15 protein-coding genes and 1 pseudogene are annotated in these 19,745 nt (G+C 72.2%); 5 read left to right on the top strand and 11 right to left on the bottom strand.

The genetic code is table 11. The features are described 5' to 3' along the window. Positions 1 to 78: 78 nt before the first annotated feature. The gene (locus AQI95_RS19150) at positions 79 to 738 is read right to left on the bottom strand and encodes a phosphoribosyltransferase (protein WP_067124580.1); all 660 of its coding nucleotides are present in this window, start codon (positions 736 to 738) and stop codon (positions 79 to 81) included. Positions 739 to 912: 174 nt separating this feature from the next. On the opposite strand from AQI95_RS19150, the gene AQI95_RS19145 reads away from it, so the two are divergent. Together AQI95_RS19145 and AQI95_RS19140 are read left to right on the top strand one after the other, a co-directional pair. Further along, entirely contained in the window at positions 913 to 1,680 is a 768-nt protein-coding gene (locus AQI95_RS19145; RefSeq protein ID WP_067124577.1) for a polysaccharide deacetylase family protein, read from the top strand. A gap of 67 nt (positions 1,681 to 1,747) precedes the next feature. Continuing rightward, positions 1,748 to 2,188: an SRPBCC family protein gene (locus tag AQI95_RS19140; protein WP_067124574.1), complete on the top strand. Its 441-nt coding sequence runs from the start codon at positions 1,748 to 1,750 to the stop codon at positions 2,186 to 2,188. 36 nt (positions 2,189 to 2,224) lie between these two features. On the opposite strand, the pseudogene AQI95_RS49040 reads toward AQI95_RS19140, so the two are convergent. From AQI95_RS49040 to AQI95_RS19110, 6 genes and pseudogenes are all read right to left on the bottom strand, one after another. Beyond that, a pseudogene (locus AQI95_RS49040) lies at positions 2,225 to 2,468 on the bottom strand (LysE family translocator); the annotation flags it as partial. Positions 2,469 to 2,553: 85 nt separating this feature from the next. Then, positions 2,554 to 3,705: an XdhC family protein gene (locus AQI95_RS19130; RefSeq protein ID WP_067124571.1), complete on the bottom strand. Its 1,152-nt coding sequence runs from the start codon at positions 3,703 to 3,705 to the stop codon at positions 2,554 to 2,556. A gap of 38 nt (positions 3,706 to 3,743) precedes the next feature. Next, positions 3,744 to 5,201 (bottom strand): NCS2 family permease, encoded by a 1,458-nt coding sequence (locus tag AQI95_RS19125; protein ID WP_067124568.1) that lies wholly within the window; start codon positions 5,199 to 5,201, stop codon positions 3,744 to 3,746. Between the two features lie 211 nt (positions 5,202 to 5,412). After that, the gene (locus AQI95_RS19120) at positions 5,413 to 7,797 is read right to left on the bottom strand and encodes a xanthine dehydrogenase family protein molybdopterin-binding subunit (RefSeq protein ID WP_067124565.1); all 2,385 of its coding nucleotides are present in this window, start codon (positions 7,795 to 7,797) and stop codon (positions 5,413 to 5,415) included. 1 nt (position 7,798) lies between these two features. Continuing rightward, entirely contained in the window at positions 7,799 to 8,380 is a 582-nt protein-coding gene (locus AQI95_RS19115; RefSeq protein ID WP_067124562.1) for a (2Fe-2S)-binding protein, read from the bottom strand. Next, entirely contained in the window at positions 8,380 to 9,273 is an 894-nt protein-coding gene (locus tag AQI95_RS19110) for an FAD binding domain-containing protein (protein WP_067124558.1), read from the bottom strand. The genes AQI95_RS19115 and AQI95_RS19110 overlap by 1 nt, the downstream gene beginning before the upstream one ends. Before the next feature lie 341 nt (positions 9,274 to 9,614). Here AQI95_RS19110 and AQI95_RS19105 point away from each other — a divergent pair, with 341 nt between their 5' ends. Both AQI95_RS19105 and AQI95_RS19100 read left to right on the top strand, forming a co-directional pair. Continuing rightward, entirely contained in the window at positions 9,615 to 11,288 is a 1,674-nt protein-coding gene (locus tag AQI95_RS19105) for a PucR family transcriptional regulator (RefSeq protein WP_067124555.1), read from the top strand. Positions 11,289 to 11,455: 167 nt separating this feature from the next. Next, entirely contained in the window at positions 11,456 to 12,223 is a 768-nt protein-coding gene (locus AQI95_RS19100) for a hypothetical protein (protein WP_067125049.1), read from the top strand. Positions 12,224 to 12,516: 293 nt separating this feature from the next. On the opposite strand, the gene AQI95_RS19095 is transcribed toward AQI95_RS19100, so the two are convergent. Continuing rightward, positions 12,517 to 13,317: a GntR family transcriptional regulator gene (locus AQI95_RS19095; protein WP_067124552.1), complete on the bottom strand. Its 801-nt coding sequence runs from the start codon at positions 13,315 to 13,317 to the stop codon at positions 12,517 to 12,519. 605 nt (positions 13,318 to 13,922) lie between these two features. On the opposite strand from AQI95_RS19095, the gene AQI95_RS19090 reads away from it, so the two are divergent. Then, complete coding sequence (locus tag AQI95_RS19090; RefSeq protein ID WP_067124550.1) at positions 13,923 to 14,966, top strand: DUF2637 domain-containing protein; 1,044 nt, start codon at positions 13,923 to 13,925, stop codon at positions 14,964 to 14,966. Positions 14,967 to 15,089: 123 nt separating this feature from the next. Here AQI95_RS19090 and AQI95_RS19085 read toward each other — a convergent pair whose 3' ends face one another. The 3 genes from AQI95_RS19085 to AQI95_RS19075 form a co-directional block, all read right to left on the bottom strand. Continuing rightward, positions 15,090 to 15,575 (bottom strand): ATP-binding protein, encoded by a 486-nt coding sequence (locus tag AQI95_RS19085; RefSeq protein ID WP_067124547.1) that lies wholly within the window; start codon positions 15,573 to 15,575, stop codon positions 15,090 to 15,092. A gap of 338 nt (positions 15,576 to 15,913) precedes the next feature. Beyond that, entirely contained in the window at positions 15,914 to 17,656 is a 1,743-nt protein-coding gene (locus AQI95_RS19080) for a pyruvate dehydrogenase (protein WP_067124544.1), read from the bottom strand. 75 nt (positions 17,657 to 17,731) lie between these two features. Next, complete coding sequence (locus AQI95_RS19075) at positions 17,732 to 19,252, bottom strand: protein phosphatase 2C domain-containing protein (protein ID WP_067124541.1); 1,521 nt, start codon at positions 19,250 to 19,252, stop codon at positions 17,732 to 17,734. Positions 19,253 to 19,745 lie beyond the last annotated feature (493 nt).

Here is a 19,745-nt window from a genome sequence, read left to right as displayed (position 1 = left end):
CCGGACAGGCCCTGGGGGCGCGGGGAACCGGGCGCCGAGCCGCAGCGGACCCGCGCCCGGCACCGGCGCACCTCCGCGTCAAGCCCGGCTCAGCCCTCCGTGCCCCTCCAGCGCGGCCAGCACCTCGTCATCCGTGAGCTGCTCGAAATCCTCGTACCACTGCCCCACCGCGCTGAATCCGACCGGCCGGTACGGGCACACGATCATGTCGGCCTCGTCCACCAGCGCGTCCAGGGAGTCCGGCGCACCGACGGGAACGGCCAGGACGAGATGCGCGGGCCGCTGCCGCCGTACATGGCGCAGGGCCGCGCGGGCGGTGGCGCCGGTGGCGAGACCGTCGTCGACGACGACGACCGTACGGCCCGCCGGGTCCGGGGCCGGGCGGTCGCCGCGGTAGCGCTGCTCGCGGCGGCGCAGCTCCCGCCGCTCGCGTTCGACCGCCGGGGCGAGGGCCTCCTCGGTCAGGCCGAGCAGGCCCAGGGAGTGGGCGTCGAAGAGGGGCGGGTCGTCGGCGACGAGCGCGCCGACGGCGAACTCCTGGTGGTGGGGTGCGCCGATCTTGCGGACGACGAGTACGTCGAGCGGGGCGCCGAGGGCCCGGGCGACCGGCTCGGCGACGGCGATGCCGCCGCGTGGCAGCGCGAGGACGAGGGGATCGACGAGGGCGCCCTGATCACGCAGGTCGCTCAGCAGTCCGGCGAGTTCCCGCCCGGCTTCGGCACGGTCCCGAAAGCGCATGGCCCGACCTCCTCCGCGGAGCCTGTCCTTCCATGGTGCTCCCGGTCGGACCTTCCAGGGGAGTGCTCGAACAGTTGATCTATACACTAAGTGTATAGTCTCCGCATGCCTCATTCGACGGAGAAGATCCCGACGCCGCAGCACGCGACCAGGAAGACGCGGTCCCCCAGGAAGATGCGCGAAACCGCCCGGAGGTTGCGTCCGGGCGTGCTCGCCTCGGCCGCCCTCGGCCTGGCACTCACGCTCTCCGGCTGCGCCCAGGTGGACACGACCTCCCCGAGCGGTGCGCGGGCCGAGGCCGCGCACGGGGCGCCGGCGAAGCTCGGGACCGTCGACTGCCGCAAGGCGAAGTGCATCGCGCTCACCTTCGACGCGGGGCCCAGCGAGAACTCGCCCCGGCTGCTGGACACCCTCAAGGAGAAGAAGGTGCCGGCCACCTTCTTCCTACTCGGCAAGAACCACATCGAGAAGTACCCGCAGCTGGTCAAGCGGATGGCGGCCGAGGGCCACGAGGTGGCGAGCCACACCTGGGACCACAAGATCCTCACGGAGATATCGGACGCCCAGATACGCGACGAACTCAAGCGCCCGAACGACGCGATCGAGCGGCTCACCGGGCGCAAGCCCACGCTGATGCGCCCGCCGCAGGGCCGTACCGACTCCAATGTGCACAAGATCGCCAAGGAGATGGGCATGGCGGAGGTGCTGTGGAGCGTGACCGCCAAGGACTACACGACGAACGACTCGGCGCTGATCAAGAAGCGCGTCCTGGAGCAGGCGTCCCGGGACGGGATCATCCTGCTGCACGACATCTACGCCGGCACCGTGCCGGCCGTGCCCGGCATCATCGACGCGCTGAAGGAACGCGGGTACGTCTTCGTGACGGTGCCTCAGCTGCTGGCGCCCGGCAAGGCGGAACCAGGCAAGGTGTACCGGCCCTGACGCCCGCCGTCGGACGGGTCCGTACCGAACTCGCGGAGGAACGGCGCGCATTGCCTACGATCATGTCGTGCCGACCTTCTCCTTCACCCGTACGGTCCCGCTTCCTCTCGACGAGGCGTGGCGCCGGCTCACCGAGTGGCCCCGCCATGCCGACGCGGTCCCGCTGACCCGGATCGAGGTGCTCACTCCCGCGCCGACCCATGTGGGCACGCGGTTCGTGGCCCGCTCGGGCCTCGGCCCGCTCACCGTCGACGACCTGATGGAGGTCACCGTCTGGCGCCCGCCCGTCGACGACGAGCCCGGTCTGTGCCGGCTGGAGAAGCACGGCCGGACGGTCCTCGGCTGGGCGGAGATCGAGGTGGTGCCGGGGCCGGGGGGCCGCAGCCGGGTGGTGTGGCGGGAGGAGCTGCGCGTGCGCTTCCTGCCCCGCGCCTTCGACGGCGTACTGCGGCGCACGGCACGGACCATGTTCGGCCGGGCGGCCAACCGACTGCTCAGGCAGGCGTGAGCCGCGACACCGCGAGGGGCGCGGGGCGCTCGGTGGTCAGTCCCCGCGCCCCGAGACCTCCACCGTCACGCCCAGCCCGATCATGGTCAGCCCGCCGATCCCGCCGACGGCCGACAGGCGCAGGGGCGAGCGCGCGAACCAGCTCCGGGCACCGGAGGCGACCAGGCCCCAGACGCTGTCCGCTCAGCGCGATGGCGTTGAAGCCGAGGCCGAGCAGCAGCATCCGCGCCGGGACGTGCCCCTGGTCGCGGTCCACGAACTGGGGCAGCACGGCGGCGAAGGCCGCCGGCCGGTCGGAGGACACCATGGGGTCGTGCAGGCACGGGGCCCGCACCGCCCGGCAAACGGTCTTCCCCGTCGGCCGCTCAGGCCACCGACCCGATCCGCGCGGCCGGCCGGGACGACGTGTCGTGGTGGATGGGGGTGTGCGCGCCGGTGAGCGCGATGCCGCTGCCGCCGCGCCGGTTCGCGACGATCTCCGCGCCGATGGACAGGGCCGTCTCCTCGGGCGTGCGGGCGCCGAGGTCGAGGCCGATCGGCGAGCGCAGCCGGGCCAGCTCCAGCTCGGTGACGCCGACGCCGCGCAGCCGTTCGTTGCGGTCGAGGTGGGTGCGGCGCGAACCCATCGCGCCGACGTAGGCGACCGGCAGCCGCAGAGCCAGCTGCAGCAGCGGTACGTCGAACTTGGCGTCGTGGGTGAGGACGCACAGGACGGTACGGCCGTCGACCTCGGTGCGCTCCAGGTACCGGTGGGGCCACTCGACGACGATCTCGTCGGCCTCGGGGAAGCGGGTGCGGGTGGCGAACACCGGGCGGGCGTCGCACACCGTGACGTGGTAGCCGAGGAGTTTGCCGACGCGGACCAGCGCGGAGGCGAAGTCGATGGCGCCGAAGACGATCATCCGGGGCGCCGGGACGGAGGACTCGACCAGGACCGTGAGCGGGGCGCCGCAGCGCGAGCCCTGCTCACCGATCTCCAGAGTTCCGGTACGGCCCGCGTCCAGGAAGGCTCCGGCCTCGGCGGCGACGGTGCGGTCCAGTTCGGGATGGGCGCCGTAGCCGCCGTCGTAGGAACCGTCGGGGCGGACGAGGAGGGCCCGGCCCCGCAGCTCTGCCGGTCCCTCCACGATCCGCGCGACCGCCGCCGCCTCCCCACGGGCGGCGGCGGCCAGCGCGGCCGCGAGCACCGGCCGGGCGGGACCGTCCGCCCGGACCGGTGTGACGAGGATGTCGATGATGCCGCCACAGGTCAGGCCGACGGCGAAGGCATCCTCGTCGCTGTAGCCGAAGCGCTCGCAGACGGTCTCGCCGTCCTCCAGCGCCTGCCGGCACAGCTCGTACACCGCGCCCTCCACGCACCCGCCGGAGACCGAGCCGATGGCCGTGCCGTCGGCGTCCACCGCGAGGGCGGCGCCGGGTTGGCGCGGGGCGCTGCCGCCGACGGCCACCACGGTGGCCACGGCGAACTCACGGCCCTGCTCGACCCACCGGTTCAGCTCCTCGGCGATGTCCAGCATCTGTCGATCTCCTAACGGGTTGCGGGCGAGCGGCCTGACTAGTGCACGCCGAGCCAGGCCTCGATGGGATGAAGGGCGAAGTAGACGAGGAAGATGGCCGTGAGGCCCCACATGAAGGCGCCGATCTCACGGAACTTGCCCTGGGCCACCTTGATCGCCGTGTAGGAGATGACGCCCGCCGCGACACCGGAGGTGATGGTGTACGTGAACGGCATCAGGACGACGGTCAGGAAGACCGGGATGCAGGTCGCGCGGTCGGCCCAGTCCACGTGCCGGGCGTTCATCAGCATCATGGCGCCGATGACGACCAGGGCGGCGGAGGCGACCTCCTGCGGGACGATCGCGGTGACCGGGGTGAAGAACAGGCAGGCCGCGAAGAACAGGCCGGTGACGACCGAGGCGAGACCGGTACGGGCGCCCTCGCCGACGCCCGTCGCCGACTCGATGAAGACCGTCTGGCCGGAGCCGCCCGCCACACCGCCGATCGCACCGCCGGCGCCGTCGATGAACAGCGCCTTGGACAGGCCCGGCATACGGCCCTTGTCGTCGGCCAGGTTGGCCTCGGTGCCGACGCCGATGATGGTGGCCATCGCGTCGAAGAACCCGGCGAGGACGAGGGTGAAGACGATCATGGCGATCGTCATCGCCCCGACCCGGCCCCAACCGCCGAACTCCACGTGCCCGAAGAGCGAGAAGTCGGGCATCGAGACCGCGCTGCCGTGCAGTTCGGGCGCTCCGTTGGCCCACTGCTTGGGGTCGATGACGCCGAGGCCGTTGAGGACGGCGGCGACGACCGTGCCGGTGACGATGCCGATGAGGATGGCGCCGGGAACGTTCCGGGCCTGGAGCATGAAGATCAGCAGCAGGGTGCCGGCGAAGAGCAGTACCGGCCAGCCGGTGAGCTGGCCCGCCGGGCCCAGGCTGACCGGGGTGGTCGCGCCCTTGTGGACGAAGCCGGACTTGTAGAAGCCGATGAGGGCGATGAACAGTCCGATGCCCATCGTGATCCCGTGCTTGAGCGCCAGCGGGATCGCGTTCATGATCATCTCACGTAGGCCGGTGACGACCAGGAGCATGATGACGACGCCGTACATCACACACATGCCCATGGCCTGCGGCCAGGTCATGTTGGGGGCGACCTGCGAGGACAGGACGCCCGACACGGAGAGGCCGGCGGCGAGGGCCAGCGGCACCTTGCCGACGAAGCCCATCAGCAGCGTGGTGAAGGCCGCCGCGAACGCCGTCGCGGTGATCAGGGCCTTCTGGCCCATCGTGTCCCCTGCCGCGTCCTTTCCGGACAGGATCAAGGGGTTGAGCAGGAGGATGTAGGCCATCGCCATGAAGGTGGTGATGCCGCCGCGGACCTCTCGCGAGACCGTGGACCCTCTTCTGGATATGTGAAAGTACCGGTCGAGCCAGGAACGCCCTGCCGGGACGCGGCTGCCATCGCCCGCGTCGTCGGATGCGGTCCTGGGCTCCACTGACTGCTGGGTCATGGTGCCATCTCCCAAGGTTCAAAGGGGCACCCGTACAACCGCCCTGACGGTCACGGGATTTGGGGAATGGACGACCCGGGGGACGGCCCGAGACGAACGAATTTCCTGGTACTTCAAGGACCGCGAGCGGTGCGGAACTCAAAGAGGGTTCCTCCGGGCGGCGCGGCGGAGTGTGTGACGTTCCCTGCGCCGCCCGGAGAGCTTTTCGGTGTTACACGGTTCCCGTGAGGTGCTCGGGCCGTACCGGAGTGCGGTTGAGCTCCAGCCCGGTCGCGTTCCGGATCGCCGCGAGGACGGCCGGGGTGGACGACAGGGTCGGGGCCTCGCCGATGCCGCGCAGCCCGTACGGGGCATGGTCGTCGGCGAGTTCGAGCACGTCGACCGGGATGGTCGGCGTGTCGAGGATCGTGGGGATCAGGTAGTCCGTGAAGGAGGGGTTCCTGACCTTGGCGGTCTTCGGGTCGACGATGATCTCCTCCATCACCGCCACGCCCAGGCCCTGGGTCGTACCGCCCTGGATCTGGCCGATGACGGAGAGCGGGTTGAGCGCCTTGCCGACGTCCTGGGCGCAGGCCAGCTCGATGACCTTGACCAGGCCGAGTTCGGTGTCGACCTCGACGACCGCGCGGTGCGCGGCGAAGGAGTACTGGACGTGGCCGTTGCCCTGTCCGGTGTGCAGGTCGAAGGCCTCGGTCGGCCGGTGCCGCCACTCCGCCTCGATCTCGACGGTCTCGCCCTCCAGGACGTCGATCAGGTCGCCGAGGACCTCGCCGCCGTCGGTGACGACCTTGCCGCCCTCCAGCAGGAGTTCGGCGGTCGCCCAGGCCGGGTGGTAGGAGCCGAACCTGCGGCGGCCGATCTCCAGGACCTTCTCGCGGACGAGTTCGCAGGTGTGCTTCACGGCGCCGCCGGTGACGTACGTCTGCCGGGAGGCCGAGGTCGAACCCGCCGAGCCCACCTGGGTGTCGGCCGGGTGGATGGTGACCTGGGTGACGCCGAGTTCGGTGCGGGCGATCTGCGCGTGGACGGTGACACCGCCCTGGCCGACCTCCGCCATCGCGGTGTGCACGGTCGCGACCGGCTCGCCGCCGATGACCTCCATGCGCACCTTGGCGGTGGAGTAGTCGTCGAAGCCCTCGGAGAAGCCGACGTTCTTGATGCCGACCGCGTAACCGACGCCGCGTACGACGCCTTCGCCGTGCGTGGTGTTGGACAGACCGCCGGGCAGCTGCCGTACGTCGGCGCCCTCGCTGGACTCCCACTGGCGCTCGGGCGGCAGCGGCATCGCCTTGATGCGGCGCAGCAGTTCGGCCACGGGGGCCGGGGAGTCGACCGGCTGCCCGGTCGGCATGATGGTCCCCTGCTCCATCGCGTTGAGCTGACGGAACTTCACCGGGTCCATGCCGAGCTTCGCCGCCAGCTTGTCCATCTGCGCCTCGTAGGCGAAGCACGCCTGGACCGCGCCGAAGCCGCGCATGGCGCCGCAGGGCGGGTTGTTGGTGTAGAGGGCGATGGCCTCGATGTCGACGTCGTCGATGACGTACGGGCCGACCGAGAGCGAGGAGGCGTTGCCGACGACCGCCGGGGAGGCGGAGGCGTAGGCGCCGCCGTCCAGGACGATCTTGCACTTCATGTGCGTGAGCTTGCCGTCCTTGGTGGCGCCGTGCTCGTAGTAGAGCTTCGCCGGGTGCCGGTGGACGTGTCCGAAGAAGGACTCGAACCGGTTGTAGACGATCTTGACGGGCTTGCCGGTGCGCAGCGCCAGCAGACAGGCGTGGACCTGCATCGACAGGTCCTCGCGGCCGCCGAACGCGCCGCCGACGCCGGCCAGCGTCATCCGCACCTTCTCCTCGGGCAGGCCGAGGACCGGGGCGATCTGCTTGAGGTCCGAGTGCAGCCACTGGGTGGCGACGTAGAGGTGGACGCCGCCGTCCTCCTCGGGCACGGCGAGGCCGGACTCGGGGCCGAGGAAGGCCTGGTCCTGCATGCCGAAGGTGTACTCGCCCTCGACGATCACGTCGGCCCGCTCGCGGGCCTGCGCCACGTTGCCGCGGACGATCGGCTGGCGGTGCACGATGTTCGGGTGCGGGACGTGCCCGCTGTGGTGGTCGTCGCGGCCCTCGTGGACGAGGATCGCGTCCGGCGCGGTCGCGGAGGCCTCGTCGGTGATGACGGGCAGTTCCTTGTAGTCGACCTTGATCTTGGCGGCGGCGCGGCGGGCCGTCTCCGGGTGGTCGGCGGCGACGAGCGCGACCGGCTCGCCGTGGTGGCGTACCTTGCCGTGCGCGAGGACCGGGGTGTCCTGGATCTCCAGGCCGTAGTTCTTCACGTCGGTGGGCAGGTCGTCGTACGTCAGGACGGCGTACACACCCGCCATGGCGAGCGCCTCGGAGATGTCGATCGAGACGATCTCGGCGTGGGCGACGGTGGAGCGCAGGATCTGGCCCCACAGCATGTCCTCGTGCCACATGTCGGACGAGTACGCGAACTCGCCGGTGACCTTGAGGGTGCCGTCCGGGCGGAGCGTGGACTCGCCGATGCCTCCCTTGGTCTGGGAGCCCTGCGTGATCTTCGTAGGAGCGCCGTTGGTCGGCATGTCAGACTCCCTCGGACTGGCGGGCGGCCGCGAGGCGGACCGCGTCCATGATCTTCTCGTAGCCCGTGCAGCGACACAGGTTGCCCGACAGCGCCTCACGGATGTCCGCGTCGGACGGGTTCGGGTTGCGCTCGAGGAGTTCGTCGGAGGCGACGAGCAGGCCCGGGGTGCAGAAGCCGCACTGGACGGCGCCCGCGTCGATGAACGCCTGCTGGACCGGGGAGAGTTCGGTGCCCTCGCCGGTCTGCGAGTCGGTGCCCTTGGCCTGCCACTGCTGGGCGTCCTGCAGGGTCGTGCCGCAGGCGCCGGTCGCGCAACCGCCCTCGGAACGCTGCTTGGCGAAGTCGGCGAGGCCCTCGACGGTCACGACGTCGCGGCCCTCGACCTGCCCGGCCGCGACCAGGCAGGAACAGACCGGCACGCCGTCCAGGCGCACCGTGCAGGAGCCGCACTCGCCCTGCTCGCAGGCGTTCTTCGAACCGGGCAGGCCGAGGCGCTCGCGCAGGACGTACAGCAGGGACTCGCCCTCCCAGACGTCGTCGGCCTCCTGCGGACGTCCGTTGACGGTGAAGTTGACGCGCATTACGCAGCTCCCTCGGTGGTGCGGCGGGTGCCGCGGTACGACTCCCAGGTCCAGGTGAGCGTCCGGCGAGCCATGACGCCGACCGCGTGGCGGCGGTAGCTCGCGGTGCCCCGGACGTCGTCGATCGGGTTGCAGGAGGCGGAGCACAGGTCCGCGAACTGCTTGGCGACCGACGGGGTGATGATCTTGCCGTTGTCCCAGAAGCCGCCCTCTTCGAGCGCTGCGTTGAGGAACTCCTCGGCGGCCTTGGCCCGGACCGGGGTCGGGGCTGCCGAGCCGATGCCGGTGCGCACCGTGCGGCTCTCGGGGTGCAGCGCGAGACCGAAGGCGCACACGGCGATGACCATGGCGTTGCGGGTGCCGACCTTGGAGTACTGCTGCGGGCCGTCCGCCTTCTTGACGTGGACGGCGCGGATCAGCTCGTCGGGCTCCAGCGCGTTGCGCTTCACGCCCTTGTAGAACTCGTCGATCGGGATGAGCCGGGTGCCGCGGGCCGCGGACTCCACCTCGACCTCGCCGCCGGCGGCGAGGAGGGCGGGGTGGGCGTCACCGGCGGGCGAGGCCGTGCCGAGGTTGCCGCCGACGCCGCCGCGATTGCGGATCTGCGGGGAGGCGACCGTGTGCGAGGCGAGCGCGAGGCCCGGCAGCTCGGCACGGAGATTCTCCATGATCTTCGTGTACGGGACGGAGGCGCCCAGCCGTACGCTCTCCTCGCCGATCTCCCACTCGGTGAGGTCACCGATGCGGTTGAGGTCCAGCAGGTACTCGGGCCGGCGGTGGTCGAAGTTGATCTCGACCATCACATCGGTGCCACCCGCAATCGGCACAGCGGTGGGGTGCTCGGCCTTCGCGGCGAGCGCCTCCTCCCAGCTGGCGGGGCGAAGGAAGTCCATGACCGGCTCTCTTCTTCGTCTCGTGGGTCGTACATATTGAGCCAATCCGTGTGCGGCGGGCCCGGCTCGTTCATGTCCTGTTAACGCGGAGCGGACTCAGTACACCGCCCAGTACTCCAATGCGGTCAGTCACTGAAACCATGAAGGAGTTGGCTGGCCACGGCGGGCATCTTGTAGATTCGTATGAACGGAGGTCATCGGTAACCTCTCCGATTTCCTGGGGAAACGCAGGAAACAGCGCGGAGACCCAGGAGAGTGCCCTGTGCGGCCCCGTGCCGGGCCCATCCCGTCACCCTCCATGATCCATCGTAGGTTTCGAGACAAAGAACGGCGGCGACGAGATGCGGCTGCGCGCACTTCTGGACACCGATGTGCTGGGCCTGCGGCTGCTCGGCGGCGAAGAGGAGCTGGAACGGTCGGTGCGCGGGGTCATGACGACCGACCTGCGCGACCCGAGCCGCTACCTCTCCGGGGGCGAACTGGTACTCACGGGCCTGGCCTGGCGCCGGGACGCCGACGACTCCGAGCCGTTCGTGCGCATCCTCGTGCAGGCGGGGGTGGCGGGGCTCGCGGCCGGTGAGGCGGAGCTGGGCGATGTGCCGGACGACCTGGTGCTCGCCTGCGCCAAGCACCGGCTGCCCCTGTTCGCGGTGCACGAGTCCGTGGCGTTCGCGACGATCACCGAGCACGTGGTGCGCCAGGTCTCCAGCGAGCGCGCCGGCGATCTGGCGGCCGTCGTGGACCGGCACCGGCGGATGATGACCTCGGGCCCGGCGGGCGGTGGCCCGGACGTGGTCCTGGACCTGCTCGGCACCGATCTGGACCTGCGCGCCTGGGTGCTCTCGCCCACCGGCCGGCTGATCGCCGGCTCCGAGGTCACCGGCCCGGAGCTGCCCTCGGAGGCCTGTGCGAAGCTCGCCGCCGAACACCTGGCGGCCACCCGCACCGGCCGGCGCGGCCCGCACCGGGTGCTGCGCAACGGCACGACGTACTCGCTGTTCCCGATCCGCTCCTCCGGCCGCTCCCCGCAGGCCGCCCGCGATGTGCGCGAGTCGGTGCTGTCGGACTGGCTGCTGGCCGTCGAGGCGGACGCCGGTGACTGGCCCGAGGAGCGCCTGGACCTGCTGCAGGGCGTCACCCAGCTGATCGCGGTCGAGCGGGACCGCCGGGACGCGGCGCGCACGGTACGGCGCCGTCTCGCCCAGGAGGTGCTGGAGCTGGTCCAGACGGGTGCCCCGCCGGCCGAGATCGCGGCCCGGCTGCGGGTGGCCGCCCCGGTGCTGCTGCCCGGCCTCGGCGCGGCCCCGCACTGGCAGGTCGTGGTGGCCCGGGTGGAGTGGGAGGGCAGCGAGGTCGAGGGCGGCCCGGTCGCCCAGTCGCTCCTGGAGGAGGTGCTGGTCGACCCGTCGGCGACCGGTCCGGAGCCGTCCGACCGGATCGCGGTCGCGCACACCGGGGACGAGGCGATCGCCCTGGTGCCGCTCCCGGCGGTCTCCGCCGAGCACGACGGCTCGGAGACGGGGCTGCTGGCCGAATCCCTGCTGCAGTCGGTGCGGGAGACGCTGTCGGCGGGCCTGAACGACGACGGGCGGCTCACCCTCGGCGTCAGCGCGGCCGTGCACTCGGCCGAGGGCCTGCGCGGCGCCCTGGAGGAGGCCCGGCACGCCCGCCGGGTCGCCGCGGCCCGCCCCGGCCGGGTCTGCGCGGCCGGACACCAGGAACTGGCCAGCCACGTCCTCCTGCTCCCCTTCGTCCCCGACGACGTCCGCCGCGCGTTCACGGCGCGTCTGCTGGACCCGCTGACGGACTACGACCGCCGGCACCGGGCCGAGCTGATCCCGACCCTGGAGGCGTTCCTCGACTGCGACGGCTCCTGGACCCGCTGCGCCACCCGGCTCCACCTGCACGTCAACACGTTGCGCTACCGAGTGGGCCGGATCGAGCAGTTGACGGGACGGGACCTCTCCCGCCTGGAGGACAAGCTGGACTTCTTCCTGGCCCTGCGCATGAGCTGAGGTCAGCGGGGGCGCGCAGTGGCCAAACCCGGTCGCGCCCGCGCCCCACGACTTTGTGAAATCTTTCACCCACCCTCTTGGCCCGGCCGGTCGATCGGTGCTGGAATGCCGCCACCACTCAACAGCTCGATGGCGTGCTCGGGGAGGGCAACGTGGCGCATACCGCCATGTCTGGTAACGGAACGACCCCCGGTGACGATCCGCTCCAGACCGCGGTATGGCGGCTGCGCTCGCGGGCCTGCTGGGCCGACGCGGCGGCCCTGCTGCCGCCGGACAGCCCCGCCACGGCCCTGCAGCGGGCCGTGCTGCTGGTCGAACGGTGTCTGTACACCGAGCGGGGCTGGGAGGACGCGGAGGACGCCCTGCGGACGGCTGAGGCGCTCGCGCACGGCGACGAGGAGCGCGGGGCCGCCGCGTGTGAGCGGGGCCAGCTCGCCTACACGGCCACGCTGCACGGGGTGCGGGACCGGGTGGACGAGGCGCGGGCCGCGCTGGGCCGGGCGGCGGCGCTGATCCCTCCGGGGGCGCCGGGGCGGGCCCTGCTGGACTTCCGCCGGGGGCTGATCGCCGAGAACCTGACCCGCTCCCCGCAGGCGGCACGGGCGGCCTACCGCCGGGCCCACGCGGGCGCCGCCGCGCACGCCGATCCGCTGCTGCTGTCGTTCACATGGCGCCACCTCGCCGGGCTCGCGCTGCGGGACGGGGAACTGGCGGAGGCGCGGCACGGCTTCGCCGAATCCCTGCGGATCCGCGAGGAGTTGGGCTATCTGGTGGGCACGGCGCCCGCGCTCGTCTCACTGGCCGACGCGGAGTCCGAGCCGGAGGCGTCCCGCCTGCGCGAGGAGGCCCGACGGTTGTTCCGGCTGCTCGGAGGTGTCCCGACATGGCTGGCACGACAACTGACTCCCCCGACCCCGGGGGCGGCGACGGCATAGCAGCGGACGCGCCCACGAGCCCCGGTCAGCCTCTGCTGAACTTCCACCGCAGGCCGACCACCGAGAACCCGACCCACTCTCCGCAGACGCCGCCGGCGGCCCACCACCGGCCCCCGCAGCCGCCACCACGCACACCACTCCGCACCAGCCGCCCCCAGCCGCCCCGAAAGGGGCGGCGACGGCCGAACAACGGGTGCACCGGCCGGGGGGCGCCCCGGCAGGCCCTGGACGACTTGCGTCGGGGGTTGATCGCCAAGGATCGGCCCCGCTCTCCGCAGGCGGCGGGCAGGGCCTCAGTGAGCTCCGACGAAGTGTTCGGACACCAGGCCGCGGACCACGTCCACGTCGCCCGCGATCAGCGCGTCCAGCAGGGCCATGTGCTCCGCCGCGTCCGCGACGAGGTACGCCCGGCCGTGCCGGACCGGGGGCCACTGGGAGCGGCGGTGGAGGTCGGCGGCGATGCCGACCAGCTGCTCGTTGCCCGCCAGGCCGAGCAGCGCGCGGTGGAAGGCGCGGTCGGACTCCGCGTACGTCGCCGGGCAGCCGTCGGCCGCCGCGCGCACCGTGTCCTCCGCCAGCGGACGCAGCTCGGCCCACCGCTCGCCCGGCACCGTCCGGGCGAGCCGCAGCATCACCGGCACCTCGATGAGCGCGCGCACCTCCGCCAGCTCGGCCAGCTCGCGCGCGCCCCGCTCGACGACCCGGAAGCCCCGGTTGGGCACGACCTCTACGGCGCCCTCCAGGGCGAGCTGCTGCATGGCCTCCCGCACGGGTGTGGCCGAGACGCCGAACCGTTCGCCGAGCGCCGGCGCCGAGTAGACCTCGCCCGGCTGCAGCTCCCCGGTCACCAGCGCCGTACGCAGCGCGTCCAGGATCTGCCCGCGCACCGAGGAGCGCTGCACCACCGGCCGCGGCCCGGGAATCGGCCGCTCACCGTGCGTGTGCTCGCCCCGCGCGGCGGGCACGGCGCCGCCCCGCTCCCGGAAGACGTCGAGGACGTCCGCCACGCGCGCCTGCGCGGGCACCCGGCTGCCGCCGCCCCCGCGGCACTCCGGCGTCCCCGCCTCGGCGGAGCCCTGCACGCTCTGCTTCACGGGTCCTCCTGGCGCTGGCGGCTTGTCGGCACTTGGGTCATTAACGACGAGTTGTCACTTGTTCGTCAAGCACCATAGGCGCCCGAGGCGACAGTTCAAATTCAAAGAAGGACAAGCAAGGCAAGGCTTGCCTTATTGCGACGGTCCGCGATCGAGGGCGCCCGCCCCGCCACCGATGCCGCGGCCTCACCCCCGGCACCGCATACGGCCATCCCGCCGAGGCTCACCCGGGCCCGACCGCGACCGGGCGCCCCGGCCCACCAAACTCCCACCGAGGGCGGCTGCTTGACGGGGCCTCAGGGTCGGAGCACGGCCCGGGGTCCACTAAGATCATCGTCGGCTACGACCGCCCGTGCACGGACGGCCCCCGGAACAGCACGTCACACCCACCTCACCCGCCTCAGGAAGTTCCCGGGGAACCACCCGTACGGGTAGTCTTATTCGAACTCAACTCCCGCCCCTCAAGCGGCAGTTCGAGCAGAACGCCGTCCTGGGCATCCCCTTGCACTTCCTTGGCGGCCTCTTGCCCCGAAACCCCCTGAGGGCCCTCGGGAGTGGGCCACTATGGCGGGCGTTACGCCCTATCCCAATGCAAGGGACCCCTGATGAGACTGACCGACATATCGCTGAACTGGTTGCTTCCGGGCGCCGTACTGCTCCTGGGCATACTGGCGGCGGTGGCGGTGCTCGCGCGCGGCAAGCGCTCCTCCGGGGAGAACGCGAGCGCGGACGACTCGTGGGAGCGCAGCGAGGAGCGTCGCAGACGCAAAGAGGCCATCTACGGCACGGCCTCCTACGTGCTCCTGTTCTGCTGTGCGGCGGTCGCCGCCGCCCTGTCCTTCCACGGCCTCGTCGGCTTCGGCGAACAGAACCTGGGGCTGACCGACGGCTGGCAGTACCTGGTGCCGTTCGGCCTGGACGGCGCGGCGATGTTCTGCTCCGTCCTCGCGGTGCGCGAGGCCAGCCACGGTGACGCCGCGCTCGGCTCCCGGATCCTCGTGTGGCTGTTCGCCGCGGCGGCTGCCTGGTTCAACTGGGTGCACGCGCCCCGGGGGGCCGGCCACGCGGGCGCCCCGCAGTTCTTCTCCGGTATGTCGCTCTCCGCGGCCGTCCTCTTCGACCGGGCCCTGAAGCAGACCCGCCGGGCCGCGCTGCGCGAGCAGGGCCTGGTGCCGCGCCCGCTGCCGCAGATCCGGATCGTGCGCTGGCTGCGCGCCCCCCGCGAGACCTACCGCGCCTGGTCGCTGATGCTGCTGGAAGGCGTGCGCAGCCTGGACGAGGCGGTCGAGGAGGTCCGCGAGGACAAGCGGGACAAGGAGGAGACACGGCAGCGCCGGCGCGACCAGCAGCGCCTGGAGCGGGCCCAGCTGAAGGCGATCAGCCGGGGCCACCGCGGCTTCGTCGGGCGCGGCGCCCGACAGGTCGAGGTGCAGGCCGTGGAGCGTGGCCCCGCCGAGGTGACCGCGGAGCCTGCCATATCCGGCGCGGAGCAACTGCCCGTACGCGCGCGTCCCTCCCTGCAGCCGGTCCGCGGCGGATCCGCTGAGCAGGTGACGGTCGACCTCACCGCAGAGGACGACACCCAGGCCCTGCCGCGTCTGGACTCCCTGGAGCGCAAGCTGAAGGACCTGGAGCAGCAGTTCGGCTAGAAGGCTGCGACCGGCCGGTTCCGGCCGGGGGCGTGGCTGAAGACCCTGGCGCACGACGGGCCGGGGGCGTGACCGCACGGGTCACGCCCCCGGCCCGTCGCGTGCCGTTCGCCGACCCTGCCGTCAAGCGGCCTCGGCGCCCAGTTCGAACCACACCGACTTGCCCACCCCGTGCGGCCGGACGCCCCAGGCGTCCGCGAGGGACTGCACGAGCACCAGGCCCCGCCCATGGGTGTCCTCGTCCATGTCCGGGCCCCTCAGCTCCGGTCTGCGGGCCAGAAAGTCCCGTACCTCCACGCGCAGCCCGCCCGGCTCCACGACGGCCGTGAGGACCGCGTCGTCGTCGGTGTGGACGAGCGCGTTGGTGACCAGTTCGCTGGTGAGCAGTTCGGCGATCTCCGAGCGGCCGGGTTTGCCCCAGTGCCGCAGCAGTTCGCGCAACTCCCGGCGGGCCTCGGGCACCGCCCTGAGATCCGCCCGCCCCAGTCTGCGCCGGAGCCGGTGCGCGTCTTCCGTGATGGTGCCGGCCTCTTCCCCCGTCGTCTCCCCCGCCGTCGCCGAGGAGCCTCCGACGACCGCGGGACCGCCCCCTCGTGCCTGACTCTTCATGACCCCCGCCCGCACGCCGCTGGACCCTGCCCCTCCTGGTCGAACACGTTCACGGGGGATGCTTGCCCAGGACGCACACAGGCAGTCATGACCCATGCCCGATGACCGGCGGTTCGGCCACGGCCGTACGGCGTCCGGGCCGCCCGTCGGGCCGCGCCGCACCGGGATCACCCGTCCCCCGCAAGGCCCTGGGCGCCACGGACGCCTTGGAACGGCAAGGCAGATGCGCCCGGCACCGGCCGTCGGCACACCGTCACGCGCCGTGAAAGTGGCCGAAACCCATCCCTTCACGGGCCAGTACGCGCTCCTCGGGCTCTGAGCCCGCGGACGCTGCGCCCTCAGGGCCGCGGCACGTTGCGCAGATTGGAGCGGGCCAGCTGGAGCATGCGTCCCACGCCGCCGTCGAGCACGATCTTCGAGGCGGAGAGGGCGAATCCGGTGACCATCTCGGCGCTGATCTTCGGCGGGATGGACAGTGCGTTGGGGTCGGTGACGATGTCCACCAGGGCCGGGCCCTTGTGTCTGAAGGCGTCCTTCAGCGCACCGGCGAGCTGCTTGGGCTTCTCCACCCGCACCCCATGGGCACCGCACGCGCGGGCCACGGCGGCGAAGTCGGGGTTCACGTTGGTGGTGCCGTACGAGGGCAGTCCGGCGACCAGCATCTCCAGCTCGACCATGCCGAGGGAGGAGTTGTTGAACAGGACGACCTTGACGGGGAGGTCGTACTGCACGAGCGTCAGGAAGTCGCCCATCAGCATGGCGAAGCCGCCGTCGCCGGACATCGACACCACCTGCCGGCGCCGGTCGGTGAACTGGGCGCCGATCGCCATGGGCAGCGCGTTCGCCATCGAGCCGTGCGAGAACGAACCGATGATCCGGCGGCGCCCGTTGGGCGAGACGTATCGGGCGGCCCACACATTGCACATGCCGGTGTCGACGGTGAACACGGCGTCGTCGTCGGCGACTTCGTCGAGGACCGCGGCCACGTACTCGGGGTGGATCGGGACGTGCTTGTCGACCTTGCGGGTGTAGGCCTTGACCACGCCCTCCAGCGCGTCGGCGTGCTTCTTCAGCATCCGGTCGAGGAACCGCCGGTCGGTCTTCTCCCTGACCCGCGGGATCAGACAGCGCAGCGTCTCGCGCACATCGCCCCACACGGCGAGGTCGAGCCGCGAGCGACGGCCGAGCACCTCGGGCCGTACGTCGATCTGGGCGATCTTGACGTCGTCGGGCAGGAAGGCGTTGTACGGGAAGTCGGTGCCGAGGAGGATCAGCAGGTCGCAGCCGTGGGTGGCCTCGTAGGCGGCGCCGTAGCCGAGCAGTCCGCTCATGCCGACGTCGTACGGGTTGTCGTACTGGATCCACTCCTTGCCGCGCAGCGCGTGCCCGACCGGGGACTTGACCCGCCCGGCGAACCGCATGACCTCGGCGTGCGCGCCCGCCGTGCCGCTGCCGCAGAACAGGGTCACCTTCCCCGCCGCGTCGATCATCTCCACGAGCGCGTCGATCTCGGCGTCGCCGGGCCGGACGGTGGGCCGGGAGGTGACGAGGGCGCTCTGCGCGGACTTCTCCGGAGCCGGTTCGGCGGCGATGTCGCCCGGCAGCGCGACCACGCTGACCCCGCTCTGCCCGACCGCGTGCTGGATCGCGCTCTGCAGCAGCCGGGGCATCTGCCGCGGGTTGGAGATCAGTTCGCTGTAGTGGCTGCACTCCGCGAACAGCCGGTCGGGATGGGTCTCCTGGAAGTAGCCGAGGCCGATCTCGCTGGACGGGATGTGCGAGGCGAGCGCGAGCACCGGGGCCATGGAACGGTGCGCGTCGTACAGGCCGTTGATCAGGTGCAGGTTGCCCGGGCCGCAGGAGCCGGCGCAGGCGGCCAGCTTCCCGGTGATCTGCGCCTCGGCGCCGGCCGCGAAGGCGGCGCTCTCCTCGTGGCGTACGTGGATCCAGTCGATGGCGGAGTTGCGGCGGACGGCGTCCACCACCGGGTTGAGACTGTCACCGACCACGCCGTAGAGGCGGCGCACGCCGGCGCGGACGAGGATGTCGACGAACTGCTCGGCAACGTTCTGTCTGGCCATGTTCTCTCGTCTGCCCCTTCGGTGGTCCCGATCGCCTCCGTGGTTCTCGGTTCCATCAATCCACAGGGGCAGCGGTTACGCCTCCCACACGGCGGCCGCCGTACGGTCGTCGGCGTAGCCCTTCACCCGTACCTGGGCGTCGGCGAGGAACGCGGCGAGGCCGGGCGGGGTGGGGCCGGACCAGCGGCGGGCCAGGTAGGCGCAGAGGGCGGCCTCGCCGCGCAGCGGGTCGGCCAGGCCACCGGTGCACATCACCAGCGCATCACCCGGGCGGGCTACCGAGGCGCGGAACCGGAACGGCGTGGGAGGCGGCTGCGGCGCCGGCTCGTACGGGCTCGGCGGGGTCGGGATGCCGAGGTCCATGGTGAACCGGTCGCCCTCGGGGGTCTCGGCGCGCACCGTCCCCGGCGGGGAGCCGGAGCCGACGACGGGCGGGCCGGCGGCCTCGTCGGACACGGCGAGCGGCTCGATGTCCTGCCACGCCCCGTCCCGCAACCGGAACAGCCCGCCGTCACCGACGCCGAAGAACACGCGGGTACGGCAGTCGGGGTCGGCGGGCAGCAGCAGACAGCGCAGGCTCGCCGTGTACTCCTGCGGGCCGACGCCCTGCTCGACCGCGCTCGCCCGCAGGTTGCCGAGGCTGCGGTCGGTCAGCCGGTGCAGCCCGGACTTCAGCTCACCGCGCCGGGCCGCCCGGATGTCCTCGACCAGCCGGTGGTGGCTGCGGCCGACAGCCCGTCCGATCCAGCGGCACGCCTCGGCCGCCGCGAGATGCGCACCCGGCGTGCCGCGCACCCCGGTCGCCATCGCGACGAGCAGCAGCGCCTGGCGCCCCGTCCCGAACCGGGCCGTGAGCAGCGAGTCGCGGCGCGGCTCGCCCCGGTACCGCGCCGAGTCCCCGCGCAGCGAGACCGCCCGCAACGTACACGCCCCGTACCGCGCACCGTCCAGCACGGTGTCCGCGACCAACTCCCCCAGCTCGTCGGGATCGGCCCCGGGCAGCGCGGTCGGCTCGGGGTCGTAGGTGGGCGGCCCGGAGCCGACGTAGTCGATGGCGGAGGGCGGCGGAGCCGACGGCTCGGGCAGGGCCGAGGGCTCCCAGGGGATCCGGGCGCCGGGCGGGGCGTCGGTCGCGGCGATGGGTGGGGGCGGGGCCGGTGCCAGAGGCGGTGGGGGCGGGGGTGGAGGTGGGGACGGTGGAGTGTCGGTGATGCGCTGCGGCGGTACCACGGGTCGGTCGGACACCGCTCTGCGCGGGTCACCGTCCCCGTGTCCCGCCGCGCCGACGCCTCCGACGGCACCCTTGCCCGCCTCGGCGATTGCGTCCGCCTCGGCGGTTGCGCCCCTCTCCGCGCCCGTGTCCGCGTCGGGGTCTTTCGCCCAGGCCGCGTCCCAGGCGTCCTCCCAGGCGTCCGGTGGCGGCTCGGGCGGGGGTGGCGGGGTCGGCCTGGGCGTCACCGTGTGCTTCGCGGAGGCGAAGCGGTCGTCCAGGGTGTCGGGCGCGACCGCGGGTCCCGCGTCCTCGGTGGAGTCGTCGTACAGCTGTCCCCACCAGTCGTCCTCGGGACGGGCGGGCCTTCCCCCCTGCTGGCTCATGCCCCTAATTGTCCACCGCACCGGCCGCATGAAAACGGGGCATCGGGAAAATCCGGCGTGCGCGGTCGCCTCGAACGGCGTGTCGAGTGAAGGGGTGAACTGCCGTACGAAAGGCGGCAGATGGCCGCCGGGCGGCCCCACCCCCCACGGGAGGACCGCCCGGCGACGTGCGACGTGACCCGGCCCCGGATCCCCTTCGCGTGGTTCGCACACGTCCGGGCCCGGGCCACGGTCCGGGCGACCGGCCCTCGATGGGGCATCGATCGGATGGCCGGATTGTGGCTTGGTTTCCTGGGACGCGGCTGTGAATCGAGAACACCTCGCACGTCCCGAGCTGCTGCCACCTTGGCAGATTCACCTCCGCTACGGCGATGATGTTCCGCGGCGGGTTTGCGCCGTGGCCGGTTCCCGCCAGGCCGCGCCCGTCGTGGCGGTTTGTCGGTGGCTTGTTCTCGGGCCTGGTCCCAGGTCCGTCGCAGGGAGGGACGTAGGC

Origin of the sequence: Streptomyces yokosukanensis, assembly GCF_001514035.1 — a bacterium.
Classification (GTDB): Bacteria; Actinomycetota; Actinomycetes; order Streptomycetales; family Streptomycetaceae; genus Streptomyces; species Streptomyces yokosukanensis.
Note: the sequence above shows the minus strand (reverse complement) of the source record. Positions and strands in the feature narration are given on the sequence as shown.